The 25964-nt window shown below is 58.8% G+C and carries 27 protein-coding genes; 15 read left to right on the forward strand and 12 right to left on the reverse strand.

Annotated elements, in window-relative coordinates; translation table 11 throughout:
- The first annotated feature begins 18 nt into the window (after window positions 1-18).
- Complete coding sequence (locus ACYU7Z_RS14340; RefSeq protein WP_460571637.1) at window positions 19-3390, forward strand: methylmalonyl-CoA mutase family protein; 3372 nt, start codon at window positions 19-21, stop codon at window positions 3388-3390.
- 151 nt (window positions 3391-3541) lie between these two features.
- Here ACYU7Z_RS14340 and ACYU7Z_RS14345 read toward each other — a convergent pair whose 3' ends face one another.
- From ACYU7Z_RS14345 to ACYU7Z_RS14355, 3 genes are read right to left on the reverse strand one after another with little or no spacing between them, the layout of a single operon-like run.
- Window positions 3542-4294, reverse strand: a complete 753-nt coding sequence (locus ACYU7Z_RS14345; protein ID WP_460571639.1) for a Mut7-C RNAse domain-containing protein — start codon at window positions 4292-4294, stop codon at window positions 3542-3544.
- Window positions 4295-4315: 21 nt separating this feature from the next.
- A complete protein-coding gene (locus ACYU7Z_RS14350; protein ID WP_460571641.1) occupies window positions 4316-4822 on the reverse strand; it encodes an RDD family protein in 507 nt (168 codons plus the stop codon).
- A 53-nt stretch (window positions 4823-4875) separates the two neighbouring features.
- Window positions 4876-5928, reverse strand: a complete 1053-nt coding sequence (locus ACYU7Z_RS14355) for a nucleoid-associated protein (protein ID WP_460571643.1) — start codon at window positions 5926-5928, stop codon at window positions 4876-4878.
- A gap of 111 nt (window positions 5929-6039) precedes the next feature.
- Here ACYU7Z_RS14355 and ACYU7Z_RS14360 point away from each other — a divergent pair, with 111 nt between their 5' ends.
- Complete coding sequence (locus ACYU7Z_RS14360) at window positions 6040-6471, forward strand: DUF2141 domain-containing protein (protein WP_460571645.1); 432 nt, start codon at window positions 6040-6042, stop codon at window positions 6469-6471.
- A 137-nt stretch (window positions 6472-6608) separates the two neighbouring features.
- Entirely contained in the window at window positions 6609-7589 is a 981-nt protein-coding gene (locus tag ACYU7Z_RS14365) for a zinc metalloprotease (protein ID WP_460571647.1), read from the forward strand.
- 103 nt (window positions 7590-7692) lie between these two features.
- Here ACYU7Z_RS14365 and ACYU7Z_RS14370 read toward each other — a convergent pair whose 3' ends face one another.
- Together ACYU7Z_RS14370 and ACYU7Z_RS14375 are read right to left on the reverse strand one after the other, a co-directional pair.
- Window positions 7693-8082, reverse strand: a complete 390-nt coding sequence (locus ACYU7Z_RS14370) for a hypothetical protein (RefSeq protein ID WP_460571649.1) — start codon at window positions 8080-8082, stop codon at window positions 7693-7695.
- Window positions 8083-8164: 82 nt separating this feature from the next.
- Window positions 8165-8638: a hypothetical protein gene (locus ACYU7Z_RS14375; RefSeq protein WP_460571651.1), complete on the reverse strand. Its 474-nt coding sequence runs from the start codon at window positions 8636-8638 to the stop codon at window positions 8165-8167.
- 154 nt (window positions 8639-8792) lie between these two features.
- Here ACYU7Z_RS14375 and ACYU7Z_RS14380 point away from each other — a divergent pair, with 154 nt between their 5' ends.
- The 3 genes from ACYU7Z_RS14380 to ACYU7Z_RS14390 all read left to right on the forward strand — a co-directional run bounded on the left by ACYU7Z_RS14380 (window position 8793) and on the right by ACYU7Z_RS14390 (window position 11808).
- Complete coding sequence (locus ACYU7Z_RS14380; RefSeq protein WP_460571653.1) at window positions 8793-10256, forward strand: RapZ C-terminal domain-containing protein; 1464 nt, start codon at window positions 8793-8795, stop codon at window positions 10254-10256.
- A gap of 160 nt (window positions 10257-10416) precedes the next feature.
- The gene (locus ACYU7Z_RS14385; RefSeq protein ID WP_460571655.1) at window positions 10417-11130 is read left to right on the forward strand and encodes a nucleotidyltransferase family protein; all 714 of its coding nucleotides are present in this window, start codon (window positions 10417-10419) and stop codon (window positions 11128-11130) included.
- A 138-nt stretch (window positions 11131-11268) separates the two neighbouring features.
- On the forward strand, window positions 11269-11808 hold the full coding sequence (locus tag ACYU7Z_RS14390; protein ID WP_460571657.1) for a GNAT family N-acetyltransferase: 540 nt from the start codon (window positions 11269-11271) through the stop codon (window positions 11806-11808).
- A 106-nt stretch (window positions 11809-11914) separates the two neighbouring features.
- On the opposite strand, the gene ACYU7Z_RS14395 is transcribed toward ACYU7Z_RS14390, so the two are convergent.
- On the reverse strand, window positions 11915-12490 hold the full coding sequence (locus ACYU7Z_RS14395; RefSeq protein WP_460571659.1) for a DUF6799 domain-containing protein: 576 nt from the start codon (window positions 12488-12490) through the stop codon (window positions 11915-11917).
- A gap of 234 nt (window positions 12491-12724) precedes the next feature.
- Between ACYU7Z_RS14395 and ACYU7Z_RS14400 the strand changes: the two genes are divergently transcribed.
- The 5 genes from ACYU7Z_RS14400 to ACYU7Z_RS14420 all read left to right on the forward strand — a co-directional run bounded on the left by ACYU7Z_RS14400 (window position 12725) and on the right by ACYU7Z_RS14420 (window position 17123).
- Window positions 12725-13048: a hypothetical protein gene (locus tag ACYU7Z_RS14400; RefSeq protein WP_460571661.1), complete on the forward strand. Its 324-nt coding sequence runs from the start codon at window positions 12725-12727 to the stop codon at window positions 13046-13048.
- A gap of 225 nt (window positions 13049-13273) precedes the next feature.
- Entirely contained in the window at window positions 13274-13771 is a 498-nt protein-coding gene (locus tag ACYU7Z_RS14405; protein ID WP_460571663.1) for a hypothetical protein, read from the forward strand.
- A 103-nt stretch (window positions 13772-13874) separates the two neighbouring features.
- Window positions 13875-14636 (forward strand): hypothetical protein, encoded by a 762-nt coding sequence (locus ACYU7Z_RS14410; RefSeq protein WP_460571665.1) that lies wholly within the window; start codon window positions 13875-13877, stop codon window positions 14634-14636.
- 73 nt (window positions 14637-14709) lie between these two features.
- Entirely contained in the window at window positions 14710-15084 is a 375-nt protein-coding gene (locus ACYU7Z_RS14415; protein ID WP_460571667.1) for a ribosomal maturation YjgA family protein, read from the forward strand.
- A gap of 74 nt (window positions 15085-15158) precedes the next feature.
- Window positions 15159-17123 (forward strand): M1 family metallopeptidase, encoded by a 1965-nt coding sequence (locus tag ACYU7Z_RS14420; RefSeq protein ID WP_460571669.1) that lies wholly within the window; start codon window positions 15159-15161, stop codon window positions 17121-17123.
- 160 nt (window positions 17124-17283) lie between these two features.
- Here the strand turns inward: ACYU7Z_RS14420 and ACYU7Z_RS14425 are convergent, their stop codons facing one another.
- From ACYU7Z_RS14425 to ACYU7Z_RS14435, 3 genes are all read right to left on the reverse strand, one after another.
- The gene (locus ACYU7Z_RS14425; RefSeq protein ID WP_460571671.1) at window positions 17284-18375 is read right to left on the reverse strand and encodes a metallophosphoesterase family protein; all 1092 of its coding nucleotides are present in this window, start codon (window positions 18373-18375) and stop codon (window positions 17284-17286) included.
- Between the two features lie 158 nt (window positions 18376-18533).
- Window positions 18534-20075 (reverse strand): alpha,alpha-trehalase TreA, encoded by a 1542-nt coding sequence (gene treA / locus ACYU7Z_RS14430; protein WP_460571673.1) that lies wholly within the window; start codon window positions 20073-20075, stop codon window positions 18534-18536.
- Window positions 20076-20170: 95 nt separating this feature from the next.
- Complete coding sequence (locus ACYU7Z_RS14435) at window positions 20171-20551, reverse strand: RidA family protein (RefSeq protein ID WP_460571675.1); 381 nt, start codon at window positions 20549-20551, stop codon at window positions 20171-20173.
- A gap of 68 nt (window positions 20552-20619) precedes the next feature.
- Here ACYU7Z_RS14435 and ACYU7Z_RS14440 point away from each other — a divergent pair, with 68 nt between their 5' ends.
- Window positions 20620-21231, forward strand: coding sequence for a 3-hydroxyacyl-CoA dehydrogenase family protein (locus ACYU7Z_RS14440; RefSeq protein ID WP_460571677.1), 612 nt, complete (start codon window positions 20620-20622; stop codon window positions 21229-21231).
- A gap of 15 nt (window positions 21232-21246) precedes the next feature.
- Here the strand turns inward: ACYU7Z_RS14440 and ACYU7Z_RS14445 are convergent, their stop codons facing one another.
- On the reverse strand, window positions 21247-21594 hold the full coding sequence (locus tag ACYU7Z_RS14445) for a LexA family protein (protein ID WP_460571679.1): 348 nt from the start codon (window positions 21592-21594) through the stop codon (window positions 21247-21249).
- A gap of 74 nt (window positions 21595-21668) precedes the next feature.
- Between ACYU7Z_RS14445 and ACYU7Z_RS14450 the strand changes: the two genes are divergently transcribed.
- On the forward strand, window positions 21669-22277 hold the full coding sequence (locus ACYU7Z_RS14450; protein WP_460571681.1) for a 2'-5' RNA ligase family protein: 609 nt from the start codon (window positions 21669-21671) through the stop codon (window positions 22275-22277).
- On the opposite strand, the gene ACYU7Z_RS14455 is transcribed toward ACYU7Z_RS14450, so the two are convergent.
- A complete protein-coding gene (locus ACYU7Z_RS14455) occupies window positions 22242-22985 on the reverse strand; it encodes an SOS response-associated peptidase (protein WP_460571683.1) in 744 nt (247 codons plus the stop codon). The two genes, ACYU7Z_RS14450 and ACYU7Z_RS14455, sit on opposite strands and share 36 nt — an antisense overlap.
- A gap of 52 nt (window positions 22986-23037) precedes the next feature.
- On the opposite strand from ACYU7Z_RS14455, the gene ACYU7Z_RS14460 reads away from it, so the two are divergent.
- Window positions 23038-24150, forward strand: a complete 1113-nt coding sequence (locus ACYU7Z_RS14460) for a radical SAM family protein (protein ID WP_460571685.1) — start codon at window positions 23038-23040, stop codon at window positions 24148-24150.
- 90 nt (window positions 24151-24240) lie between these two features.
- On the opposite strand, the gene ACYU7Z_RS14465 is transcribed toward ACYU7Z_RS14460, so the two are convergent.
- Window positions 24241-24723: a hypothetical protein gene (locus tag ACYU7Z_RS14465; RefSeq protein WP_460571687.1), complete on the reverse strand. Its 483-nt coding sequence runs from the start codon at window positions 24721-24723 to the stop codon at window positions 24241-24243.
- 824 nt (window positions 24724-25547) lie between these two features.
- Between ACYU7Z_RS14465 and ACYU7Z_RS14470 the strand changes: the two genes are divergently transcribed.
- Window positions 25548-25964, forward strand: coding sequence for a hypothetical protein (locus tag ACYU7Z_RS14470; protein WP_460571689.1), 417 nt, complete (start codon window positions 25548-25550; stop codon window positions 25962-25964).

A 25964-nucleotide genomic window follows, 5' to 3' on the forward strand; every position in this document is an offset into this window, starting at 1 on the left:
GCCTGATTACTTGCATCTATGAGCTATCAACCCAACAACAAGATCCGTATCGTTACGGCCGCCTCTCTTTTCGACGGTCACGACGCAGCCATCAATATCATGCGCCGCATCCTGCAAAGCAAGGGTGCGGAGATCATTCACCTCGGTCATAACCGCTCCGTGCACGAGATCGTGGAGTGCGCCATCGAGGAAGATGCCCAGGGCATTGCCATCACCTCGTACCAGGGTGGGCACGTGGAGTTTTTCAAATACATGAAAGACCTGCTCGAGGAGAACGGCTGCGGCCATATCAAGATCTTCGGCGGCGGCGGTGGTACCATCCTCCCGCAGGAGATCGCCGAGCTGCAGCAATACGGCATCACCCGCATCTACAGCCCCGACGACGGCCGCAAGATGGGCCTCGAAGGGATGATCGAAGACGTTATCAGGCAGTGCGACTTTACGCTGAATGGCAACGGTGAGTACAAAAAGCCGATGACGCTTGGCGAGCTGAAGGATGTGCGCCAGGTAGCGCGGCTGATCACCAATGCGGAGAATGGAGTAAGCAGTGAGCGGTCAGCAGTGAGCACAGAAACGGCAAAGGCTCCCGTGCTTGGAATCACGGGTACCGGAGGTGCGGGCAAAAGCTCCGTCACCGACGAGATCGTACGACGCTACCTCGCAACCTATACCGACAAGACGATCGCGGTGATCTCCGTCGATCCGTCCAAAAAGAAAACCGGCGGCGCCCTGCTCGGCGACCGTATCCGGATGAACAGTATTTCCTCGCCCCGCGCCTACATGCGCTCGCTGGCCACGCGCGACTCCGAGGTGGCGCTCAGCGCCCACGTGCAGGATGCGCTCGATATCTGCCGCGCCGCGGGCTTCGACTTTATCATCCTCGAATCGGCCGGTGTGGGCCAGAGCGATGCCTCCATCCTCGACTATTGCGATGTAAGCCTCTACGTGATGACGCCCGAGTACGGCGCCGCCTCGCAGCTCGAAAAGATCAACATGCTCGACTACGCCGACGTGGTCGCCATCAATAAATTCGACAAGGCCGGTGCGCTCGATGCGCTCGCCGATGTACGCAAGCAATACAAGCGCAACCACCAGCTGTGGATGGCAAAGGATGCCGAGCTGCCGATCGTGGGCACCATCGCCGCGCAGTTCAACGATCCCGGTGTCAACACGCTTTTCAGCAAGCTGATGGAAGCGGTTGTGAACAAGACTTCCGCAGCCGGCCAGGCTCATCCCCTGGCTCCCGCCCAAAAAGAAGGAGAAGTCGCTGAAACCCTGAGCTCGAAGACCCAGGTGATCCCGCCGGCGCGCGTGCGCTATCTCTCCGAGATCTCCGAGAACAACCGCGGCTACGACAGCTGGGTCGACGAGCAGTGCGCCATCGCCTCGCAGCTTTATAAGATCACGGGCATCATTGGTGAGAAAGAAGTAAGCGGCGTTCCCGAGCTGCAGCAGCTCAGGGCCCGCTACGAGGAAAGCCTCCATCCCGAATGCAAAAAGCTGGTGGCCGGCTGGCCCGAGGTGGTACGTAAGTACAGCGCCGACTATTTTGAATACGAGGTTCGGGGCAAGGTGATCCGCCAGGAGATGGCTACGAAGTCGCTCAGCGGCACGCGCATCCCGAAGGTGGTGCTGCCCAAATACAACGACTGGGGCGACATCCTCCGCTGGCAGCTGCAGGAGAACCTGCCGGGAGAGTTCCCTTATACCGCCGGTGTGTTTGAGCTGAAGCGCCAGGGCGAGGATCCTACGCGGATGTTTGCCGGCGAGGGCGGCCCCGAGCGCACCAACAAGCGCTTTCACTACGTGTCCGAAGGGCAGCCCGCGAAGCGCCTCTCCACGGCCTTCGACTCGGTAACGCTTTACGGCGAAGACCCGGCCTACCGCCCCGACATCTACGGCAAGATCGGCAACTCCGGCGTGAGCATCGCCACCGTAGATGATGCGAAGAAATTGTATTCCGGCTTCGACCTCTGCGACCCGAAGACCTCCGTCTCGATGACCATCAACGGTCCCGCGCCGATGCTGCTGGCTTTCTTCATGAATGCCGCCATCGACCAGGAATGCGAGAAATACATCGAGAAGAACGGACTGTGGGATACCGTTCTCGAAAAGCAACAAGCAAAATTCAAAAGCGGTAACGCACCGGTTTACTACAACCCTTCATCGCCGGAGCGCCTGCCGCATGGCAACAACGGTCTTGGTCTCAAGCTGCTCGGCATGAGCGGTGAGGAAGTGCTGCCGAAAGACGTGTACGAAGAGATCAAAGCCTACGCCCTCTCGCAGGTGCGCGGCACGGTGCAGGCCGACATCCTGAAAGAAGACCAGGCGCAGAACACCTGCATCTTCTCCACCGAGTTTGCGCTCAAGCTGATGGGCGACGTGCAGCAGTATTTCATCGAGCAGAAGGTGCGCAACTTCTACAGCGTATCGATCTCGGGCTACCATATCGCCGAAGCCGGTGCCAATCCCATCACGCAGCTCGCGTTCACACTGGCCAACGGCTTTACCTACGTGGAGTATTACCTGAGCCGCGGGATGCATATCGACGACTTCGCGCCCAATCTTTCCTTCTTCTTCTCCAACGGCATGGACCCCGAGTACAGCGTTATCGGCCGCGTGGCGCGCCGTATCTGGGCGAAGGCCATGAAGAACAAGTACAAGGGCAACGACCGCTCGCAGAAACTGAAGTACCATATCCAGACCTCGGGCCGCTCGCTGCATGCGCAGGAGATCGACTTCAACGATATCCGCACGACATTGCAGGCACTCTACGCCATTTACGACAACTGCAACTCGCTCCATACAAATGCCTACGATGAGGCGATCACTACGCCCACCGAGGAAAGCGTGCGCCGCGCGATGGCCATCCAGCTGATCATCAACCGCGAGCTCGGCTCGGCCAAGGTGGAGAACTTCACGCAGGGCTCTTTTGCGATCGAGGAGCTCACCAGCCTCGTGGAGGAAGCCGTGCTCAGCGAGTTCGACCGCATCACCGAGCGCGGTGGTGTGCTCGGCGCCATGGAGCGTATGTACCAGCGCAACAAGATCCAGGAAGAAAGCCTCCACTACGAGCACCTGAAGCACACCGGCGAGCTGCCGCTGATCGGTGTCAATACGTTCCTCGGCAAGAATGGCTCGCCCACGGTACTGCCCGGCGAGGTGATCCGCTCCACCAAGGAAGAAAAAGAGCAGCAGATACAGAACGTCCAGGCCTTCTGGAAGCGCAACGAGAGCCGGAGCGCCGAAGCGTTGCAACGGCTGAAGGATGTGGCCGTGCAGAACGGCAACCTCTTCGCCGAGCTGATGGAAACCGTGAAGTACTGCTCGCTCGGACAGATCACGCATGCGCTGTACGAGGTAGGCGGGCAATACAGGAGGAATATGTAGGAGATCTCAGATCTCGGATGTAGGATCTCGGACCGGATGTAATTAGTAGAGAAAAGCTTCCTGATGGAAGCTTTTTTTCTTAATGGAATTACATCTGATATCAGTCGCAATAAAGATAGTACATCAGACATCCGAGATCCTACATCAGACATCATTGATGCCCTGTGATGCGCTGTATGAACTGCTGCATTCGTTCGTAGTGCGTGCCCTTCCAGTATACACGGAGGCAGTCGGGGCAACGAAAGAATTCCTGCCGGAAGCCGAGCACCTTCGGTGGTATCTTATCGCGTACGTCGGCTTCGGATACAGGCGCGATGACGCCGTTGCAGGCGAGGCAGCGCGCAAAGGGCCGGACCTGCCCGCGGAGCCCATAGCGCAGCAGCAACTCGTGTACCTGCTCCTCCGCCTGCTGCGAGCGGAGCCAGTAGCCGCGCGTCAGTACGCGGTGCTTGAGGAGGCCCACATCGCGGGTAAGGAGCGCCCGGTCGTCGGCAACGGCAATGGCCACCAGCTGCGGGTCGCTGTAATCGTTTTGGTAGGCGCTGTCGAAGCCGAGGAGACGCAGGGCCCGGGCGAGCTTGCCGAGGTGTACGTCGAGCACGAAGCGCGCCTCCGGCCAGGGCTGCTCGTCGGGGCCGACCACGACGCTGCTGCCGGGAAACAGTCCTGATGACAGCGTTGCCGCCGCGCCGTTGAGCAGCAGCGGGCCAACCTCTACGTGCGGCACACCCTGCGCCTCGATGGCGTCTTTCAGCGACGGTTGCCCGTTGAAGCGGTACAACTGCTCAGCCCTGCAGCCGGGAAGAGTGCTGAGGCGACCCAGGAATTGAAAGGCAGCAGTATGCGCAGGCAGCTCCATAGCACCTTTCCCGGAAAAAAGAATGCCGGGCGCTGGGCCCGGCATATCGTTAGGTTGTCTTTTTGATTAGTAAGGCTGCTCTTCGGCGAAGTAGCGCGACTTCTTTTCATCGATGACGAAGGTGTCGGTCCACTTGTCGTGCCAGGGGTACGTGGGGGAACCGAGTGCGCTGAAGGGCTCAAAGGGAACGATCCGGCTGAGGCCACGCGTGAAAGCAGTGCTGGCATTGATGCTGCCTCCGTCCTGGTACACGGCGCGTGTACCCGTGATGAGCTTGCCCAGTGTCTTGCCTTTGAAAAGCGCCTCCTGCGCGCCCATATACAGCGCGTAGAGCAGCATCGTCAGCAGCGCGTCGACGATGGGGTTGTCTGCGATCGATTGGAAAAATCCAACGGCGCGCGGCGTGATCAGGCCGAGTACCATACCAACGACAAAGAGGAACCCGTAAAAAGCTACGCGGTCGATGATCAGGTTGAGCAGGCGCTTGCCCGAATCGGCCTGCACCAGCTCAGGCTGCATGTCGGTAAAAAGGTCCTGTTCTTCGGTTGTGTGCATGGGGTCCATCATATCCATAAGGCGGTAGTCGTTTTTCGAGGGGTCAAATATAGTAAAATTTTAATGCAAGCTCAGGCTTCATCCTGGTAATAGATCTTGTAATACTTGCGCCCGTCAAGGTCCACGCCTTTTTCGATGAGGTCGGTGCGGCCGTGGATGTAGATGTGAAAGTTCCGATCCAGCTTCAGCACGCTCTTGAAAATGCGGGCCTGCTTCTTTACCGCGTCGTGGGCGATGTCGAACTGCGCGGCGATATCGTAGTCGTGCTGCTCGGTATAGCGCGAGCCGAAGTTGCGGAACGATTCGATCACTCCTTCATCCTCGCCGAATACTTCCTGCTGGAACTCGTCGATGTCGAAGGATTCTTTCTCCTTGAAGTAGCCGATCGACTTGTGCAGCAGCTCCACCTGCCCCTGCTTTGTCACACCGTGTTCGCCTTCGAGTTGCTCGGTGATGAACTGCTTCGTCAGCGAAAGGAATTGCTGCGTGTGGTGAAACTCGTTGCGCTGCGGCTGCACGCCCAGGAAGCTTTCCTTCCAGTACAGCGCTTCCTCGCCGCGGTTCTGGTTGTCGTACAGCAGCACGTCGTAGCCTTCGTCTTCGCCGCGGTTGATAATGAGGCAGCCCTTGTCGATCTTGCCCAGCTCCACGCCTTCGCGCAGGTCGAGGCTCAGCTCCTGGCTTTCCTGGCGGGCATCGAGGAAGAAGGATTTGCTTTCCGTCTTGAACAGCCCGATGGCCTTGTGCATGCGGCTCTCGATGGGCAGGCCTTCGAAGAGGGTCACATACAGCTCGCCTCCCTTGACGCGCGGGTGCGTCGACGCGGCATAGAGGTGCCTTGCGATCTGCCCCGACAGCGCCACGAAATCATCGGGATTGTGAAAGATGCCGCGGCAGTAATTATATACCTCGTTGTATTGCAGCGACGAATCGTGGTGAAAGGCAAACTGCTCGCCCACGTTGCGGAACCGCGCCAGCAGGCCGCTTTCGAGCACCTCCTTTGCGCCTTCCTCGATCGGCAGTTCTTTATCGGCGATCAGCAGCGGGTCCAGGTTATTCTTACTCCCCACAAAATGCAGGGCCATCTTTTTCAACACCGCGGTGTTGAGCTCCATTGTCGACATAGGGGCGCAAAGATAGTGGGGCCATGGTCAGTGACAGGAGTTCATTGTCAGCCTGGGCCTGTCGGAGGGGGAGCTTGTCAAAGGAGGACCTTAACTTGCAGGCGAACCACCATGAGTCGACTCCTGACGCTTTTCCTGTGCCTGGCCATTGCCGCGCGCGCCTCTGCGCAAAGCAGCATCGTGGCGCAACTCGTGAACCTGCGCAACGACAACGGGGTTTGCCAGGTATGCCTGTTCGACAAGGCCGAAGCCTTCCGGGGCAAAGAAGGCGCGCCGCTGCAATGCCAGCAGGTGGCCATTTCGAAACGCAGGGCGCAGGCGACCTTCAGCAACCTTCAGCCGGGCACCTACGCGGTGTTTGTCTTTCACGATGCCAACAGGAACCGCAAATTCGACACGAACTTTCTTGGCATCCCGCGCGAAGGCTATGGCGCTTCCCGCAACAACCTGCCCTTTGCCGCGGCCCCGACCTTCGACGACAACAAGCTCACGCTGGCCAACCACACAGTGCTCCAGGTGACCATCCGGATGCGCAACCTCTGAGCGGAAACCCGCGCCCCGTACGGCCGGGCTTGTAAAGGGAAACCGGTACAGGGACGAAAAAAGCCACGCCGGTTCCGATAACATTTCGTTAACTTACGGGTGTCAACCTCTTAACACACACAAACCATTTCGACAACATGAAGAAGTTCCTCTTTGGCTTTTGTGCCGTATTGCTTGCCGTCTCCTGCCAGAAAAAGATTGCTTCGGAGCCGCAGGCTTCGCAAATCATTGAAGAAAACAGCATCCGCCACTGCGGCGCACAGGAAGTGCTGGACCGCCAGTTGCAGGAAGATCCGGGTATGCGTCAGCGCATGGCCGACATCGAGCGCTTTACCGAAACCACGATCCAGACGGGTCGCCTCGTGAACGGGGTGATCGAGATCCCGGTAGTGGTGAACGTAGTGTACAATGCTGCTGCCGAAAACATTTCCCTCGCCCAGATCCAGTCGCAGATCGACGTGTTGAACGAGGACTATAACAACACGAATGCCGACGGAAGCCAGACGCCCGCCGAGTGGAATGGTATCCGCGCCAACTACGGTATCCGCTTCGTGCTGGATGCCGTGAACCGCAAGAAATCCAACAAGAAAAGCTGGGGCACCAACGATGCTGTGAAGAAAAGCAGCCTCGGTGGCATCGATCCCACGAGCCCCGCTACGAAGCTTAATATGTGGTCCTGCAACCTGGGTCAAAGCCTCCTTGGTTACGCCCAGTTCCCCGGTGGCAACCCTGCTACCGACGGCGTCGTGATCCTGTATTCCTCTTTCGGCTCGCGCACGAAGTGCCCCAGCGGAACCTACATCTCCAACTACGACCTGGGCCGCACGGCTACCCACGAGATCGGCCACTGGCTCAACCTGCGCCACATCTGGGGTGATGCTACCTGCGGCGATGACCTCGTAGGCGATACTCCCACGGCACAAACGTCGAACGGCGGTTGCCCCGCTTACCCGAAAGTAAGCAGCTGCAGCACCGGCGGTACCCACAACGAAATGACCATGAACTACATGGACTATACGTACGATCGGTGCATGTACCTGTTCACCAGTGGCCAGAAGAGCCGCTCGCTGGCGATCTTCAGCTCCGGTGGCCCCCGCGCCGCTTTTGCACAGCCCTGATCGGGTCTCAACCAAAATCAACGAAAGCCCCGCAAACTTGCGGGGCTTTCTTATTCGCTACTTCTAACCTTATCTAAACCTTGCTGAACCTCCTGAACCTTTCTTACAGTTCCAAGCCAGTTAGCGCGAAGTGCAGGTTCTGCAACTGGTGCAGCTGGAATACCGCGTTGGAAGATTGCAGGCCGTTAGCGGTCGCCCAGGCAAGGCATTCGCCGTTGCTTTTGACGTAGGCCAGCAGCTCGTGCTGCGCCCCGCTTTTGACGACCAGCACGCGTCGGAACTCGCGGGCCTGCGGGTACAGCGCGTAGTCCTTGTTTTCGGTGAAGCCGTTTGCCAGCAGCACTTCGGCTTTCAGCAGCACGGGGTAGAGGTCGGCCAGCCGGCCCTGCGCGATCAGGCTGAATTGGTCGGCGCCGCAGGCTACCTGCTGCACCTTTCCGTTGCGCTTATGTAGCAGGCTGTTGCCCCAGCGGATCTCTGCGGGTTGGATCATGGCGCAAATGTATGGTTCGGTTGCGGGCTCCGATAAATGTTGCATTGTTCGCTGTCACGCTGAGCCTGGCCGAAGCGCCCCATTATTCCAGCCGTTCCAGCTCCCGCAGGTACTCATACTGCAGGTCTTCGTGCAACGATGCGATGGCGGCGCGGATCTTTTTCAGCTGCCCGTTGTACAGGTTCATCAGCACGGTGCTTTTGTTGAGCGCCAGCTTGGAGCCCTTCAGCGAGAGGCAGAAGTGCAGCAGCAGCTCGATCTCGGCCTCCTTAGAACCCGTATAGCGGATATGCTTGTTGGCGAGGCGCAGCACCTTGCGGATCGTTTTCTTGGCGAGGTACACGCTGCTTTTGCTCATCTCCGAAAAGCCCTCGTCCATCTCCTCCTTTACCTCGCGCAGGTAGGCCGGCAGGTCGTCGCCATGAAAGATCAGGTAGGAGAGGAGCTCCTTATTGTCTTTCTTGTAGCGGGCGAGGCGCAGCACAAGCTCCGTGAGCTCCTTGCTGTCGCAGTTCTTCAGCGCGGATTTGATGTCGGCGATCGAGGCGGGGTTCATGAAGCGAAAGAACGCAGATCTTTCAGGATTCTGTGATTGACGCAGAAGTTTTTTTCCCTATCCGTTCATTCCAAAAACCATATCCGGAAAGTCACGGTCCCTTCCCTGACGGGCCGGTCGCCGATTGCCGGTCACCGCTTCTTACCTTCGTTTGATGCAAACCCTGATCGATACCATTACCGAGCTCTACACGCAATGGGCGGGCAAGCCGCCGGCCCGTGTCGACGTGCTGCCGCAGGCCGGTTCCGAGCGCCGCTACTTCCGCCTCACCGCCGAAGACGACCGCAGCGTTATCGGTACCTGGGGCGCCAATGTGCGCGAGAACGAGACCTTCGCCTACTTCGCGGAGCATTTTCACGACCGGGGCATTGCCGTGCCGGCGCTGCTGCACATGAGTGCGGACAAAACGACCTACCTCCAGCAGGATTTCGGCGACCGCTCGCTGCTCCAGGTGCTCGAGGAGGAAGGCTACAGCGATGCCGTCTACAGCCTCTTCCGCGAAAGCCTCCGCCAGCTCGCACGGCTGCAGGTGCGGGGCGATGAAGGCCTCGACTACAGCCGCTGCCTCACCAACCGCGAGTTCGGCAAGCAGGCGATCATGGCCGACCTGCTTTATTTCAAATACTATTTTCTCGATGCCCTCCGCCAGCCTTACGACAAGCAGCAGCTGATCGACGACTTCGAGGCGCTGGCCAACTACCTCACGCATACCGAGTACCGCTTCTTCCTGTACCGAGACTTCCAGAGCCGCAACATCCTTGTACGTGAGGATGGCGGTGTCGGGTTCATCGATTTCCAGGGCGGGATGAAGGGTGCCCCGCAATACGACGTGGCTTCGCTGCTCTGGCAGGCGAAAGCCGCGCTGCCGGCCGACTGGAAGGATCGCCTGCTCGAGGACTACCTTGATGCCTTCGGCGCGCTGTTGCCCACGGAGCCCGACCGCGCCATGTTTCGCAGCCAGTACAACGGATACGTATTAATACGGTTGCTCCAGGTGCTCGGCGCCTACGGCTTCCGCGGCCTCTTTGAGCGCAAGGCGCACTTCCTTACATCGATTCCACTGGCGCTGCAAAACCTGCGCGACTTCCTTAGCGATTCGTCACCGGGGATCGTGCTGCCCGAGCTGCGCCGGGTGCTCGACCTGTGCGTTGCCGACAGCGTGCTCGCGCAGTTCACGCCACTGCGGGCAACCGACGAAACCCCGCTCGTGGTCAGCGTCTGCTCGTTCTCGTACAAAAAAGGCTACCCGGCCGACAACAGCGGCAATGGCGGCGGCTACGTGTTTGACTGCCGAGGCATTCTCAACCCGGGCCGCTTCGACGAGTACAAGGAGATCCATGGCCGCGACAAGCCGGTGATGGAGTTTCTCGAGCAGCGCACCAAAATGCCCGAGTTTCTCAACTCGGTGTTCGACATCGTCGATATTTCCGTGGAAGATTATATCAAGCGCGGCTTTGCCCATCTCTCGGTGAGCTTTGGCTGCACGGGCGGCCAGCACCGCAGCGTCTATGCCGCCGACGCGCTGGCAAGGCATTTGCGCAACAAGTACAACGTCAAGGTGGAACTGTGCCACACGGTGCAGGAAGCCAAGAACTGGATTAATAAAAAAGAACTCTAGCGGTCGGGAATCGTCAATCGTGAATCGGTAATGCGGTATACCAAATGAACAGCATTAGGGGGGACGGTTTCGCTTCCCTATGGGAAGCGCTGCGGAGGGCCTTCACGATTGCCGATTGACGATTCACGAGTCCTGCAGCTTATAAATTGAAACCTATTCTATGAAAGGAATGATCTTCGCCGCCGGGCTCGGCACACGCTTCAAGCCCTGGACCGATACGCAGCCGAAAGCCCTGGCCGTTGTCAACGGAAAGACGCTCCTGCAGCGCTCCGTGGAGTACCTGCAGCAGTACGGCATCAACGAGATCGTCGTCAACGTGCATCACTTTGCCGACCAGGTGGAGGGTGCGATCAGCAAGGCCGGCGGCTGGGGCGCGCATATCCACATCTCCGATGAGCGCGACGAGCTGCTCGACACCGGTGGCGGGATGCTGAAGGCGAAGCAGTGGCTGGAGTCGGGCACCTTCCTTACGCTCAACGCAGACATTCTCTCCGATGCCAACCTGAAAGATTTCCTCGTGGAGCACCAGCAGGACAATGCCGTCATCACCCTTGCTGTTACCGACCGCGACTCGTCGCGCAAGTTGCTCTTCAACAAGTACGACCGGCTTTGCGGCTGGCGCAACAAGAGCACCGGTGAGGAGAAGCTTGTGCTGGACGCGAAGGAGTATTTCGAAAAGGCCTACAGCGGCATTGCCCTCTTTGAGCCGCAGGTATTCTCGCTCACGAAGCTGACCGGCAAATTTTCGCTCATCGATCTTTACCTCGAGCTCGCACACGACAACAAGATCTCCAGCTATGACCACAGCGGCTCCAAACTGCTTGACGTAGGGAAGCCGGACAGCGTGGCGCAGGCCGAGAAGATCTTTGCGTAAGCCCGGTAAAAGCGGGTACAAAAAATACTTTTTGCTGCCATTGAGCTGTTGCGTCGAACGATCCCGGAAGTAAATGCGCGGTAACGGTGGACCACTCAGCGCTGGGACAAAGAGCCTATGTTTGTTCAAACATTCAGCATGTTACGCGTCCGCGAGTTGCTCGCTTCCGATATTCCCTTCATCGTCCGCTACTGGACCGAATCGTCGCCCGGGCACCTGCTCGCGATGGGTGTCGATCTCAGCAAAGTGCCGCCGCCGGAAGCGTTCGCGGCCAACCTGCAGCGCCAGCTCGAAACACCTTACGAAGAGAAGATCGCTTATTGCCTCATCGGCGAGGTCGACGGGCGGCCCATCGGGCATTGCAATACCAATCCAACCCGGTTCGGCAACGAAGCATTTATGCACCTGCACCTATGGGAAGGGGCGCAGCGCGGGCAGGGCTTCGGCACCGCGATGGTCCGGGGCGCACTCCCGTATTTCTTCGGGAAGCTGCAGTTGCAACGGCTCTGGAGCCAGCCTTATGCGCACAACGATGCGCCGAACCGGACGCTCGAAAAAGCGGGCTTCCTCTTCGACCGGGAATACGTCACCGTGCCCGGATCGCTCAACTTCGAGCAGCCCGTAAAGCGCTGGCTGATGACACGCGAGCGGTTCGAAAGTCTTTCCCCTTCTTCGTGACCGGCCGGCCCATTGGCTCCTTTCAAACCGTCACTGGGAGCTTAATACGGTAAAAGGCGAAAGCCGCTCCTTTGAGCGGCTTTCTTATGGTTGTTTCCGTATCAGTCTAGTGTTTGTCGTCGTCTTTGTCGACGGCGTCTTTTACTTTATTGCCCACTTTTTTCGCGGCATTGCCCACGGCATGGCCCACATCTTTACCCACTTCCTTGGTTTTATCCCAGGCATTCGAGACGGCATTGCCGGCCTTGTCGAAGAAGTTACCGGTTTTGGTAACGGTCTCGCCTTCCTGTATATCTACGGATTTGCCCTCGCGGGTAACGGTGCCGGTGTGCGTGATCGTGACGCCATTGTCGCCCTTCATATCACGGTCGGCCGAAACCCAGCTATGGTTGCGGTACACCATCACCTTGCCATTGCGGCGGGTAACGTCACCCTCGCTGGGCGAGTAGGCCTGGCTGCTGCTTGTAGACGTAGTGCTGGTGGTAGTTGTGGTCGTGTTGGTCGCGCCGGTTCCGTTGGTCGAGTAGGTGCTTCCCGTATCGGTGCCATTGCCCATGGCGTTGTTGGTCGTTCTGGCCGTATCCGTCATGGAGTTGCCCTCTACGTTCTTTTCAGATGAGGTAGACGTGTCGTTGCAGGCGGCAAGGAGTGCCACGCCGGCAACCAGGAAAATCTTTTTCATATTTCTTTTTTTAATGCCGGCTCTGCCTTGACGGTCGATGCCGGCGTGGGAAGGCAGTAAATTTTATGCCAAGGGCTGGCAGCACCATACTATGCAGCGTGCTGCGTACGGGCATTTCGAATGGTTGAGCTTCCTGCGGACGGCCTTTCTACGTATCGGGCTGTTACGCTATGTATGGCTCGTTCATAGGGCAGCTTGCTTCTTTTCCCGCCGCTTCAGCCCTAACTTGCCCGCATGCTTTCCACCGGTCAATACTGGCTCCTGGCGTTTTGCGCGCTCCTCGGTGCCGTGCTGCTCTTCGGCGTCGTGAAGGCGGGAAGGCTGCACGGGATGCCGGTCTACTTCCCGGCGTTCATCTGTCTCTGCGGCGGCGTCCTGCTGGCACTTTCGGGACGCCTGCAGCTTCCGGCGGAGATTCGGCCCGGAGCGGCTCCCGGGCCCGCAGCGGCGATCGGCCACGCCGTGCCCTGGCTTCGGGTGCTCGTGCTGCTGCTGCTCGGCTATATCATCTGGCGCTGGCTCCGCCCGCCGCTACCTCCTTCAAAAGGCAACGAATGAGCTGGCCTGCGCCTTCGCGAGGCAGCACATTCATACGGTTGGCCTCGCACCTAACGGGGCAGGTTGCTACCAACGCTTTTCGCGGGTTACTGCCAACTCCATTTCAACCCTATATTTAGACAGCTTATGGTGAGAACATTCTTCCTTACACTACTCTGTAACTTTCTATTTGCAGGTGCCGACTGCCAGCTCTCCTTTTCAAACGCCCACTGTACGTTGCGCGTAGTGAACGGAAAGACGTCATCTGATATTCTCTGCGATGGTCCTTCGTTTCATATCAGGCTTTGCACCGCCCGCAAAGAGGTGACGCTACAAGGACAGCTGGCGCTGGTTGACGGGCAGCTGATCCAGGTGGCGCCGCTTGCCGTCGGCGGGCTGAGGAAGAACATCCGCGTGCTGAGCGTAGCGGAGCAAAAGGAGTTGCTGGCGGCCTACTCGAAGTACGAGCTCGATTATTTTGCCAGCGAGCTGGGCATCGGGGTCATTAATCCCAACAACCAATGGGTGCCGCTGAAAGGCCGCTATTGGTTCCTCTGGTATTTCCGCGTCGGCAACACGGCAGCCGGTGTGCAGCAGCCAGTGCGCATCCAGCTGTTCGCGTCAACCGTGATCGGCGGAAAGATCCTTACCATCAATGCGCCGATCATGGCAGATGCTGATTTTGCAAAGGCAGGCCTCTTCGTGAACGAGCTGATGGAATCGATCGTCGAGCTAAAGAAATAATTCGGGCGGTATAATTGGGCGAAAGAAATGTTATCGCCAAGGGCCCCGGAATTCCTAACTTTCCCTTCAGCGACCCGCGATCCGGGTTGTTGTACCTGAACCGATGAAGCCACTAATCGTGTTGCTGTTTGTTTTTACGTGCCTCCTTGCAAAAGCACAGGGCCCGGCAGCAAATACCAGCAAATCGCAGCAACTAAAACAGTTCAAGAGGGCTATCCGGCGCCACTTCCAATACATAGACAGCGTGCGCAGGATCGACCCCGAGCTGATAGCCGCCGAAAACAAAAAGCTGGAGCAGACATTGTACCGGTTCAGGAACATTGTATTTACGCTGAAGGACAGCTTCGACTTCGACTGGCTGTACATCGTTACGTCGCCGGATAAGAAACTTTGCCTCCTGTCCTGGGATACGCGGATGGGTGGAACGATGATCGAGTACGCCACGATCGCCTTCTATAAGGTGCTGTCCGGTGCGGTACGCAGTAAGCTTCTTGGCGAACCGGATGCTGCCAGCTCAAACTCCATGATGTATTACGACGCGCTGTGCGCCGTTCGAAATGGCCGGCAGACCTTTTACATTGCCCAGGGTTTCGGACAGGGGTCTACGGCGTTGCCCTGGCAGGAACTGCGCGCCTTTTCGATCAGCGGGAACCGGCTCCTGAGCCCCCGCCTCTTCCCAGGAAAAGCGCCGAACATCTTTGTCGAATTTGATACAAACAAGTTCACCGAACGGCAGCGGGTTCCTACGATCAAAATCAGGAACGGCGGCAGGAAATTGCTGGTTCCTGTTGCAACGGACGATGAAGGGTTTGCCGGGAAATATGAAACGCTCGTGCTGCGCGCCGGTGTTTACCAAAACTTGTAGTTGTACGATAGCAAGGATTGGCTCACTCCGCCAACTATCGTTTCCTCAACGAACCTACGTACTTTCCAGTTTCATGCTCCGCTTCCACCGCCGCTACTTTCTCCTCGCCATCCTGCTCTTCATTGTAGAAGTACTGATCGCCCTGTACGTCCGCGACTGGCTCATACGTCCTTATGGCGGCGACTACCTCGTGGTGATACTTCTTTATTGCGGAGTGCGCTCGTTTCTCGATGCCGCGCCCTGGAAGATCGCCCTCGCCGTGCTGCTCTTTGCCTACGGCATCGAAACGCTCCAGTATTTCCGCATCGTGCAGCGGCTTGGGCTTTCCCACAACGTCCTTGCGCGCACGGTCATCGGCACCGGCTTCGAATGGCTCGACCTGCTGGCTTACACGCTCGGTGTGGCCACCGTGTTGCTGCTCGAATACCGCTCACACAGAAAACGCTAAATCTGGCAGCCCGGATCGGGCATCTGGAATCTCCGGCTTGGTTTCTCCCTACCTTCCGTTTCTATTTATTTGATATGAAGAAACGCTTTCTCGCCCTGGCCGCCCTGCTCTGGTCGGCCGCCGCAATGGCCCAGGTAGACACGTCGGCAACCGTTGAGGTCCCATCCAACTATGACCATCACGCCGTCTTTACCCCGCACTTCTATCCCTGGCCCGGCAGTGAGCTCCGGAGCGCATCCGGCGCCCCCGGCCCGAAATACTGGCAGAACCGCGCCGATTACAACGTCGACGTAACGCTGGATACCGCGCGCCACAGCGTCGCCGGGTCGGTTACGATCACCTATACCAACAACAGCCCCGACGCGCTCACCTTCCTCTGGCTGCAGCTCGATCAGAATATCTACCAGTCGGGCTCACGCGCCACCGCCACCACCACCGAGGCCGGCGGCCGCTGGGCCAACCCGGCCTTCACGTCGGGCGACTCGCTGCTCAACGTTACGGTGACCATGAACGGTCAGCCCTCAACGCCGCAGTACCGCATCACCGATACGCGGATGCAGGTATTCCTGCCCACCGCCCTCGCTTCAGGCGCGAAGCTGCAGCTGACCATTGCCTACAACTTCACAATCCCCGAGCGCGGCACCGACCGCATGGGACGGATGCGTACCCGCAACGGCTGGATCTACGCCATCGCCCAGTGGTTTCCGCGCATGGCCGTGTACGATGATATTTATGGATGGAACACGCTGCCCTACCTGGGGGCGGGTGAGTTCTACCTCGAGTACGGCGACATCACCTACAGCATCACCGCACCGGCCAACCTGATCATCGCCGGCTCGGGCAGCCTGCTTAACGAAAACGAGGTGCTCACCGCCGACCAGCGGGCACGCCTCGCGCAGGCACGTACTTCCGACAAGACCGTTACGATCCGCTCCGCGCAGGAAGTGACGAACCGCAACTCGCGCCCCGCCGGCGCCAACCTCACCTGGCGCTTCCGCATCGACAACGCCCGCGACGCCGCCTGGACCGCCTCCCGCGCCTTTGTGTGGGACGCAGCCCGCATCAACCTCCCTTCGGGCAAGACGGCCCTCGCCCAAAGCGTTTACCCCGTGGAAAGCATCAAGAAAGATGGCTGGCAGCGTGGCACCGAGTTCACCAAAGCATCCATCGAATACTACTCGAAGCAGTGGTTCGAGTTTCCCTATCCCGTTGCCACCAACGTGGCCTGCAACGTGGCCGGCATGGAATACCCGGGCATCGTTTTCTGCAGCGCCAGCGACTCGGGCGGCGATCTCTGGGGCGTCACCGACCACGAGTTTGGCCACACCTGGTTCCCGATGATCGTGGGCTCCAACGAGCGCAAGTATGCCTGGATGGACGAGGGCTTCAACACCTTCATCAACGACGGCTCCACGAAAGCCTTCAACAAGGGTGAGTTCGCCTCCTCGGCCATCGGCTCCGGCGACGAGATGAATCAATACATCTTCAGCGGCCATATGGACCCGCTGTGGACGATCCCCGACGTGGTGCAGCAGTCGAACCTGGGTATCACGGCCTACTTCAAGCCCGGGATGATGCTCACGGCCCTCCGCGATGTGGTGCTCGGCCCCGAGCGCTTCGACCGTGCCTTCCGTACCTACGTGGCGCGCTGGGCCTTCAAGCACCCCACACCCTGGGATTTCTTCCACACAATGGAGAACGTAAGCGGCGAAGACCTTGGCTGGTTCTGGCGCGGCTGGGTGTTCGACAACTGGAAGCTCGACCAGGCTGTGACCGGCGTCCGGTACAACGACAAGGATCCGAAGAAAGGAGCCTCCATCGAGATCGTCAACCGCGAGCAGATGGCTATGCCGGTGCCGGTGCTGGTGAAGGAAAGCAACGGCAAGACCTACCGCCTTACGCTTCCCGTGGAAGTATGGCAGCGCGGTCCTTACTGGAGCTTCACGGTTCCGAGCACGTCGCCCATCACCGAGGTTGTCATCGACCCCGACAAGAAGCTTCCCGACGTAGATCGCAAAAACAATACATTCAAGCAGTAAGCAGTCTGCTAATGTGCTAGTCTGCTAATCTGCTACTACACAAAGCCCCCGCCATTCGGCGGGGGCTTTATCATTTTATTGGTAGCTACAACGATTAGCAGACCAGCAGACTAGCACATTAGCAGATTTATTAGCAGACTACCCCCATTAGCAGATTCGGTCATAACCCCCGGTGCAATTCCTCCAGCGGCGATTCTTCAAGTACATCCCGTTTTATCTCCGTGCCTTCGCGGCGCCATTTCACGAGACGGAGCTGCCCCTCGCTGATCTCGATACCGGTGATCTCGCCGTCGGAGAAGCAGCAGCAGCCACTGTTGAAGTACGAAGGCTTCAGCTTCAGGTAGTCTTCGGAGACGCGGCTGTATTCGAACTGCCGCTTTTTGATCTCCGCTTCGATCGCGGGAACGGACGGGTCGTTGTCGGCGCGGGCGTACAGCAGCTGCCGGTAGAGGCGCTCGATATGCGTCAGCGATTCGAACACGGGCTGGTGGGTATGGCCGGTGATGAGGAGCAGGTTGGGCTGGGCGGCGCTCCATTCATACATCATCGAGTTGTGGAGCGTTTTAAGCGTGGTGTCGTAGGCCGGTGTGTTCGGGTTGATCTGGAGCCAGCTTTGAAACGGCGCCCACACACGGGCCACGAAAAATTTGCTGAACCAGTTGCCGTCGCTGACCTCATCGCCCTGGTGTCCGTGGGTGCAGAAGATCTCGAGCGGACCTTTCGGTGTTTCGGTGCGGAGCAGCACGCCTTCATAAATCGGTACGGAGCTTCCGAAGGCCGACCGTAGATATACAGGTGCCAGTGGATCGTTGTCCCAGAGCAGGTCGTGGTTGCCGAATATCTTGGTAAATGCACCCCGGTCGAGGAAGGCACGCTCCGCGGCAAACGACGGGGCCTGTGCCTTGCTAACGCCAAGCCAGCTGTTTTCCCAGAGCTCTTCGCAGTCGCCGAGGGCGATGTAGTGAAAGCCTTCGCTGTTGTAATGCGCGAGCGCCGCGAGGTAGGCTGGCTCGCAGTTGGCGAAGTCGTCGGCACCGTTGCGGGTGCCCTTATGCTGGTCGGAGAAGATGATGAATTTGCCGCTTGCCGGCGCAAAGGGTAGCACCAGTCCCTTTTTGAAGTTGCCTTCGCGCAGGCAGCCAAGCAGCTTCGTCAGCGCGGCGAATACGCGCGCCTTGTCGGGCGCCGACGAGAGCCGGGCGGAGAGCTTGAGTACGGGCTTCAACAAGATTCGGCGAAGCAATTGCTTCATAGGGAGGTTTGTAGTTTGGAGTTTGGAGTTTGTGGTTTGTGGTTTGAAGTCTGGAGTGTGGGTGTAGAGGGCGGAGCTAATCGTCATTGCGATCCGCCAGCGGCGGAGAAGCAATCTCCTGCTATGAAGCAGATTGCTTCGCTTCGCTCGCAATGACGTTAGTGAATGTGATACTTTTTCATCAACGCCAGCAGCACACCGTTGGTCCAGCCGAAGCCGTCCTGCGTCGGGTATTCGCCGCCGCCACCGGGCTTGTTGGCATGCACCACGTCATACTTCTCGGTAAGCTTGCCGTTCTGGCGGTACACACGCAAATTGAGGGCCACCCAGCGACCGGCGATGTTGCGGGCCAGCGCCGACTCCCCGTAGCGCTCGAGGCCGGCGACCGTAACCCATTGCAGCGGGGCCCAGCCATTCGGCGCGTCCCACTGCTGACCGGTATAGCGCAGCGTCGTTACAACGCCGCCGGGTTTTAGAAACTGTGTTTGCAGGAGCTTCTTCGCCACGCGCATCTGCCCCTTTTCGGCGATGCCGAGGAAGAAGGGGTAGAGGCCGGCGAGCGTGGGCACATGGCCGGCGCGCTTCGTGTTGCAGTCGTAATCCATGTACCAGCCGCGCCGCGCCGACCAGCAATAGCGGCGGATCGCGCGTGTTCGTGCGGCCGCGGCCGCCTCGAAGCGCTTTGCCGTAGCGGTGATTCCCTTCAGCCGTGCCGCTTTGGCGATGGTCAGCTCGAGGTGCTGCAGCAGGCAGTTAAGGTCTACGGGTACGAGGTCGGTGGTATGGATCGACTCAATGGTCCTGCCGTCGCGGAACCAGCGGCTGCTGAAATCCCAGCCGCTCTCGGCGGCGGAGCGGAGCTCGCGGTATACGCGCGGGCGCTGTTGCTCTGCCAGGTGCTTGGCCGTTTCGATGTCTTCGGTCCAGGCTTCCTGCCGCGGGATGTCGAGCTCGTCCCAGTACCGGTTGAGCAGGCTCCCGTCGGGCATCGTTACCACGTGCTGCGTGGCGCCGCTGCTGTCCATCCAGTAGCGCCACTCCTTGTGCAGCTGCGGAAGGTACTCCGTATAAATACGGTCGCCCTTGATGCCGGCAAGCAGCTCCACCATCAGGCTGAAGAAGGGCGGTTGCGATCGGCTCAGGTAGTAGTTGCGGTTCCCGTTCGGGATGTGGCCATAGGTGTCGATCAGCCAGGCGAAGTTGCGCAGCATGTTTTCGATGGTACTGTCTTCGCCGCTCTCGCGGAGACCCAGCATCGTGAAATAGGAATCCCAGTAATAGATCTCGCGGAAGCGGCCGCCCGGCACGATATAGGAGTGGGGCAGGGGCAGTAGCGACGAGCCCGATGCGGCACTGTCGGCTTTCCGGTGGAGCACGTGCCACAGTCGGTTGATATGCGCTTCCACATCCGGCTCATTCGATTCATAATCGGAGATGGGCTTCTGCGGGAGAAAGAAGTTTTCTTCCACGAAGTGCTCGAGGCTGAAGCGGATCGCCGGGTTGTTCCTGATCGACACGTAGTCCTGGACGATGAGCGCCGGGTCGCGCTTCGGGATGGCGTCCACGAAGGTCTTGCTGTCGGGGAAGAGACCGCTCTGCTGCACGTCGGTAAACAAAACACCGTAAAGGCGATCGGGAGTTTCCAGGTTCTGGGCCATCAAAGACAAAGGGAGAAGGAGAAGGGTGAATAGGAAGCGCATGAGTCAAGTTTGTAGTTTGTGGTTTGTGGTTTGTCGTTAAGGGGTAGGAACGAGCAGGTCAACTTCAAACTACAAACCACAAACTACAAACTTCTTTATTGGCCTGCGATCATCGAGATCTCCACATTGACAAACCGCGGAAGTGCCGACACCTGCACCGTTTCGCGGGCGGGGAAGGCGTCTTCGAAAAAGCGGCCATAGATCTCGTTGACATCCGAGAAGCGGTTCATGTCGGTAAGAAAAATCGTCGTTTTGAGCACATTGCCGAAGCCGAGGCCCGCTTCCTGGAGGATGGCCTTCAGGTTGCTCATCACCTGCTGCGTTTCTTCCTGGAGGGTGCTGTTGCGGAGCTCGCCGGTGGCGGGGTCGAGGCAGATCTGGCCTGAGATAAAGAGCAGGTCGCCGTAGCGCACCGCCTGGTTGTAGGGCCCGATGGGCGCCGGCGCGTTGCCGGTAGTAAGGATCTGTTTTTCCATGTGCCGAATATCCGGATAAATCAGGCCCGCCGGCGTAGAAATTTGCGGCGATGGCCTAGGTTTGCGCCATGCAAATTGCGATCATCGGCGAGGCCGCGCTCCACGGCGCCTGGGCCGCTTCGGCGGCCGACCCGGCCACAGTGCTCTGGATCCAGACACCCGAAGAAGCCCCCGCGGGCGTTCTGCTGCTCGACCTTCTCTTCGATGGCACCGAGCTGCGCATCAGCCAGCTGCGCACCCATACGGGGCCCGTTTGGGTCAGCGACGTGGCCGGTGCAACGGCCGGCATGGATGCCTTCGTGCGGATCAACGGCTGGCGCGGCTTTGAAGCGGCTCCGCTGATCGAGGCCGCGGCCGCAGCATCGCTGCGCGCAGGAGCTGAAGCGGGTGCCGCGGCGCTGGGCAAGACGATCGAATGGCTTCCCGATACACCCGGCTTCGTGAGCCCGCGGGTCATTGCCATGATCATCAACGAGGCCTACCATGCCCTGTCGGAAGGCGTGAGCACGAAGGAAGAGATCAACACGGCCATGAAGCTCGGCACCAACTACCCGCATGGTCCCTTCGAGTGGGCGGCCATTATTGGATTAAAGAACGTAGCGACGCTGCTGCAGGCGCTGGCCGGTAAGAATCCACGCTATGCACCGAATGCCTTGATGCTGGAAGAAGTGGCGCACTAGCGTCATTTCGGGCGCTCACATATGGTGGATGACATAAGTCACCACGCCCCAGATTAGTTTCTCCGAATAGTTTTCCAGCGCGATCGGCGCCAGCTTCGACGCCGGCAGCAGGCGCGCCCTGTGTGCGCCCTCGCGCTCCAGCCGGCGTATGAGCAACTCGCCGTTGACGGTCGCGATCACCACCTGCCCGCTCTCCGGCTCGATGGACCGGTCAACGATCACCACATCGCCTTCCTGGATACCCGCACCGCTCATTGCATTGCTGTTGACACGCAGGTAGAACGTTGCCGCCTTGTTGCGCACCAGTTGCTCGTTGAGATCAATGCCGTGTCCGGAAGGCAGAAAGTAATCGTTGGCGTCCATAACAAAAAATTTGGTTTGCTAAAAATTTGGGTAAATTTATGCTAATTAAATTAGCAAAAAGCAAACCAACGTCTATGGATACCCCAGCAACCGCCCTCCCCGGCTACCGTGTTCATGAATACCGTCTCGTTGTGCCCCTCTCCGATGCGCTGCAGGAGCGCGTGGGCGGCTTGCGCGATCGCCTCCACGAGCGGCATCGCGTAAAGCCGCTCTTCGTGACCGCGCCCGCGCTGACGGTGCTGCAATGCCATGCCTTCGAGCGCACGGAGGCCCGCTTCGTGGAGCGCCTGCAGCAGCTGACGATGGCGATGACGCCTTTCAAAGTGGAGCTCGAAAATTTCGCGGCTTATCCTTCGCATACCATCTATATCCATGTGTCCACGCGCACTCCTTTCCTCGACCTGGTGAAGGAGCTCCGTACGATCAAGTGGCTGATGAATGTGCCCGGGCAGGAGCCCCACTTCATTCCCGAGCCACACCTGGTGCTGGCGCAGCGGCTGAAGCCGATGCAGTTTATCGGGATGTGGATGGAGTGCGAGCACAGCGAATTCAGCGGGCGCTTCCTGGCCGACAAGCTCGTGCTGCTGCGTCGCAAGGAGGGCGGTCCTTGGCAGGAGCTGCAGCGCCTGGAGTTGCTGCAGCAACCGTCAGCTTTCAAACAGGGAAGCCTGTTCGGAAGCTGAGTCGAGCTCGGGGTAGTGCACGGGTGCCAGGGTCGACGGGTGGTTGGCATCCGCGCCCGGCCGCGCCAGACCCCGGTCGATCGTATGCGCCTGCAGGAAGCCGTCGCTGCAGGGCCGCAGCAGTTCCTGCACCCGTTCCTTCGGAAGCTCGGGGTCCAGCCAGGTGGTCCAGTCCTGCGGTTGGAGTATGACGGGCATCCGCTCCTTCGAGTTGTGGATCCGCGCCATCATCGGGTTGGCGACCGTAGTGAGGATGGCAAAGGTGCGGAACAGCTCGCCCGTTTCCGGCTCGGTCCAATGGCTGTAGATACCGGCGAAGGCAAAGACGCTGTTGTCGGCGGCGCGGATATAGTGCGGGTACTTTTTCTTGTTGAAATCCATCCACTCGAAAAAGCCGTCGGCCAGCACGAGACAGCGCCGCCTGGGAATGTAGCTGCGAAAAGCAGGCTTCTCATACACGGTTTCCGCCCGCGCATTGAGCGTTTGCGCCCGCAGCTTGTTCGCTTCCTCCAGGCTGCCCGCCCAGTGCGGGATGAGTCCCCAGTGGTAGGCCTGTACCTCTCCGGGCTGCTGGCTGGTGATCACCGGCATGATCGGGAACTCGAACCCGTTGGCGTGGTACACGGGCTCGAAATCGAGCGCCCAGTGCAGGCTCGCAACCTGGTTGAGTAGCTCGGCTTTTTGGGTAAGCGAATAGCGGAAGCACATAAAACAAAATTACGCCGGCAGCGCTTGCGGCCGGTCAACCAGATCAATCGAAGTGAGTAATAACATCCGGAAAACAAAGAGCAACCTGCATAGCATCGGGCAGCAAGAGACAGAAGAAACTTTCCAGCGGGGCCGTGGCGCACAGTTCAATACGCCTAATCGCTTCGACAAAACCTGGCGAAGCACCGATCATATCGAAGGCATCGATGAGTGGGTGGAGCCCGATGTGCGCACGCAGTTCATCGAGGTGCAGGCAAAGTCGTTGGTCAACAAGGTCGACTCGCCCGACGTGGGGATGTTTTACAGTATGAATCCCTACCAGGGCTGCGAGCACGGCTGCATCTATTGCTACGCGCGCAACTCGTTCGAGTACCTTGGCTTCAGCGCGGGCCTTGATTTCGAAAGCAAGATCCATGTGAAGAAGAACGCCGCCCAGTTGCTCCGGCAGTTTCTGCAGCATCCGAAGTGGCAATGCGTGCCGCTGAGCCTCAGTGGAAATACGGATTGCTACCAGCCCGCCGAGCGTCGCTTCGGCATTACCCGCAGTCTTCTCGAAGTGTGCCTCGAGTTCAACCAGCCCGTAGGGATCATTACCAAGAACGCGGGCGTGCTCCGCGACCTCGACCTGTTGCAGGAGCTCGGGAAAAAACGACTCGCCTCGGTGATCATGACCATCACCTCGCTCGACGAGGACCTCCGCCGGGTGCTCGAGCCGCGCACGACTACGGGCGCGCAGCGGATCCGCGCCATTGCCGCCCTGAGCAAGGCCGGCGTGCAGGCCGGTGTGATGCTCGGGCCGATGATTCCCGGGCTAAACGAGCACGAAATGCCGGCGATCCTGAAGGCCGCCAGCGAGGCCGGCGCGACCTTTTCGGCCTACACGTTCGTGAGGCTCAATGGTGCTGTCAAGCTCCTGTTTCACGACTGGCTGTACAAGACCTTTCCCGATCGCGCCGATAAGGTGTGGCACCTGATCGAGTCGGGGCATGACGGGAAGGTAAACGACAGCGAGTTCGGACGGCGCATGCGCGGCGAAGGCAATATCGCGCAGCTCGTGGCCGACCAGTACAAAGCGTATACGAAAAAGTACGGGCTGACGCATGAGCGGCTCGGCCTCGACTGCACGCAATTCCGCAGGCCCGGCGAGCAGATGAAATTGTTTTGACCTCGAAATGAAAAAGTCAAAACTCAAAAAGGAGCGTCCGTGCTTTTGCCTTTTGAATTTTGACTTCGGTTATAGTTATGTTCCCGGCAATTAATCACCCTGCCGCAGTCGGGGCAGCACCTTGGGTCGTATGCTGATGACGTAGTGCGATTGGTTGGCCACCGTTTCAATGGCAATGAGGTATTGCTTCGAGGAGTACGTCTCGATCACTTCTTCCTTATCGGCCTGCGGCGGCAGCGTGTTGAACGAACCGTCCTCGGCGATCTGGCGGCGGATAGCTGTGTAGTTGTCGGGAAGACGCGTGCCGTATTGGATCATCAGCACCTCGTCGCCGGCGAGATTCACGAAGACCATTTCGGTAAAGCGCTTCTTCGTCTTGTCGCGGTCGCCCATCAGCACTACGTTGCCGTCGTCGGTGCGGCCACGCACGGTAAAGCCGCGCTGACGGATGTAGCGAAATACGGATGCGGTGTCCTTGCGGCTGTCCGTCAGCTTGAGCAGGTCGCTGAGTGTAAGGCGCTGTGCGGAGGCGCTGCCGGATACGAGCAGGAGGAGGAAGAAGATCTTTTTCATGGTGCTGGCTAAAGGTACGGGTTTCCGGCCGGAGGGTCACAGGGGCGCCGCCAGGAATACCCTGTTTTTAGCAAATCATTGGCGTACCGTAGAAATACTGTCTGGCATCTTCTTTTGCAGGAATGCTGCAAAAATATTTTCACGAAATAGTTTGCTCGTTGGAAAAAAGAACGTCTACTTTGCAGCGCAATTCAAATAACGCAAACAACATGAGCCGCTACCAGCTACATATCAACGAAATGAACAGCTTCAGCCCCCTGGGCAAGCTTTTCGGCGGGGCCGGTAGTGCGTTTTGGTAAGGCAAACCAGAATTCAACATACTCAACCCCGCGGCATGCCAGCGGGGTTTTTTTATACCGCTTTCCTGCCCGGCAGAAATAAACAACTGAACGCTAAAAATGATTTTGTGTAACCCGCAACGCACACGAATATCCCTTGGGGCCCTGTGCCTGCCAACGGTTGCTGCTAGCAGCAGCCGGCCGGCCGACCTATGCCCCTCCCCGGGACGAGCGCACCTATTCCGATAGCCTCCAGACGGCTTCGGCGCGCCCGGTCCCTGCAAGGAACCGGGCTTTTTTGTGCGCGCTCAAAACAACCGAAGCCATGAAATTTCTCCTGGTCGTATTAGCCCTTACCGCGCTCTTTCGCCGACTGTTGCCGGAGCGTAGTACCGAAGAAACTGACCGCTCCCGCACTGGCCGGAGCGGCGAAAGAAGCTTCGGGCACGTGCTCGGGCAATTGAAAGCGCTGTTCGTTCCGAAATAATCACAACAGGCCGGGAGGCGATTCCCGCTCCCCGGCCTCTAAAAAAAAGAGAGGTTTTTATGTTCCGGAGATTTTTCGGCCGCCGGATTCACGCACCGGCAGGCCTCTTCAGCGGCCCGTTCTTCGACGTGCGGACGCTGTTTGTACTTGAGTTCGACAGGTTGCCAAGCGTCAGCGCCATTGGCGATATCGACGGCAGCAATGCCTCCGTTTGGCTCTGGGAGCAACTGCGTGGCGAGGTGATCAAAACCTGGCAGCACAGCTTTTTCGACCACGAGGATGGCGAAGTGGCCTTCGCGCGCAGCATACTGCAGCTTGGTGGCGCGCGGCTTGTTGAGATCGGTCCCAACTACGTAGAGCTGTTCCACGACGGCGACTATGCCTGGGCTAACGGACTGATTCGCGCACTGGCCGCCTTCCGGAACGCGCCGAAAGAAGCGCCGATCGGCTTTGCCCGGTCCGGCAAAATGAATTGA

The organism is Flaviaestuariibacter terrae (assembly GCF_054777635.1).

What these genes read in the sequence shown, in the direction of transcription:
- ACYU7Z_RS14345 (WP_460571639.1), bottom strand. Translation starts at nt 4,294, where the DNA reads ATGCCGGGCCCAGCGCCCGGCATTCTTTTTTCCGGGAAAGGTGCTATG.
- ACYU7Z_RS14355 (WP_460571643.1), bottom strand. Translation starts at nt 5,928, where the DNA reads ATGTCGACAATGGAGCTCAACACCGCGGTGTTGAAAAAGATGGCCCTG.
- ACYU7Z_RS14340 (WP_460571637.1), top strand. Translation starts at nt 19, where the DNA reads ATGAGCTATCAACCCAACAACAAGATCCGTATCGTTACGGCCGCCTCT.
- ACYU7Z_RS14375 (WP_460571651.1), bottom strand. Translation starts at nt 8,638, where the DNA reads ATGAACCCCGCCTCGATCGCCGACATCAAATCCGCGCTGAAGAACTGC.
- ACYU7Z_RS14365 (WP_460571647.1), top strand. Translation starts at nt 6,609, where the DNA reads ATGAAGAAGTTCCTCTTTGGCTTTTGTGCCGTATTGCTTGCCGTCTCC.
- ACYU7Z_RS14445 (WP_460571679.1), bottom strand. Translation starts at nt 21,594, where the DNA reads ATGGACGCCAACGATTACTTTCTGCCTTCCGGACACGGCATTGATCTC.
- ACYU7Z_RS14380 (WP_460571653.1), top strand. Translation starts at nt 8,793, where the DNA reads ATGCAAACCCTGATCGATACCATTACCGAGCTCTACACGCAATGGGCG.
- ACYU7Z_RS14470 (WP_460571689.1), top strand. Translation starts at nt 25,548, where the DNA reads ATGTTCCGGAGATTTTTCGGCCGCCGGATTCACGCACCGGCAGGCCTC.
- ACYU7Z_RS14440 (WP_460571677.1), top strand. Translation starts at nt 20,620, where the DNA reads ATGCAAATTGCGATCATCGGCGAGGCCGCGCTCCACGGCGCCTGGGCC.
- ACYU7Z_RS14360 (WP_460571645.1), top strand. Translation starts at nt 6,040, where the DNA reads ATGAGTCGACTCCTGACGCTTTTCCTGTGCCTGGCCATTGCCGCGCGC.
- ACYU7Z_RS14415 (WP_460571667.1), top strand. Translation starts at nt 14,710, where the DNA reads ATGCTCCGCTTCCACCGCCGCTACTTTCTCCTCGCCATCCTGCTCTTC.
- ACYU7Z_RS14410 (WP_460571665.1), top strand. Translation starts at nt 13,875, where the DNA reads ATGAAGCCACTAATCGTGTTGCTGTTTGTTTTTACGTGCCTCCTTGCA.
- ACYU7Z_RS14385 (WP_460571655.1), top strand. Translation starts at nt 10,417, where the DNA reads ATGAAAGGAATGATCTTCGCCGCCGGGCTCGGCACACGCTTCAAGCCC.
- ACYU7Z_RS14450 (WP_460571681.1), top strand. Translation starts at nt 21,669, where the DNA reads ATGGATACCCCAGCAACCGCCCTCCCCGGCTACCGTGTTCATGAATAC.
- ACYU7Z_RS14420 (WP_460571669.1), top strand. Translation starts at nt 15,159, where the DNA reads ATGAAGAAACGCTTTCTCGCCCTGGCCGCCCTGCTCTGGTCGGCCGCC.
- ACYU7Z_RS14435 (WP_460571675.1), bottom strand. Translation starts at nt 20,551, where the DNA reads ATGGAAAAACAGATCCTTACTACCGGCAACGCGCCGGCGCCCATCGGG.
- treA (WP_460571673.1), bottom strand. Translation starts at nt 20,075, where the DNA reads ATGCGCTTCCTATTCACCCTTCTCCTTCTCCCTTTGTCTTTGATGGCC.
- ACYU7Z_RS14400 (WP_460571661.1), top strand. Translation starts at nt 12,725, where the DNA reads ATGCTTTCCACCGGTCAATACTGGCTCCTGGCGTTTTGCGCGCTCCTC.
- ACYU7Z_RS14350 (WP_460571641.1), bottom strand. Translation starts at nt 4,822, where the DNA reads ATGGATATGATGGACCCCATGCACACAACCGAAGAACAGGACCTTTTT.
- ACYU7Z_RS14370 (WP_460571649.1), bottom strand. Translation starts at nt 8,082, where the DNA reads ATGATCCAACCCGCAGAGATCCGCTGGGGCAACAGCCTGCTACATAAG.
- ACYU7Z_RS14425 (WP_460571671.1), bottom strand. Translation starts at nt 18,375, where the DNA reads ATGAAGCAATTGCTTCGCCGAATCTTGTTGAAGCCCGTACTCAAGCTC.
- ACYU7Z_RS14390 (WP_460571657.1), top strand. Translation starts at nt 11,269, where the DNA reads ATGTTACGCGTCCGCGAGTTGCTCGCTTCCGATATTCCCTTCATCGTC.
- ACYU7Z_RS14395 (WP_460571659.1), bottom strand. Translation starts at nt 12,490, where the DNA reads ATGAAAAAGATTTTCCTGGTTGCCGGCGTGGCACTCCTTGCCGCCTGC.
- ACYU7Z_RS14455 (WP_460571683.1), bottom strand. Translation starts at nt 22,985, where the DNA reads ATGTGCTTCCGCTATTCGCTTACCCAAAAAGCCGAGCTACTCAACCAG.
- ACYU7Z_RS14465 (WP_460571687.1), bottom strand. Translation starts at nt 24,723, where the DNA reads ATGAAAAAGATCTTCTTCCTCCTCCTGCTCGTATCCGGCAGCGCCTCC.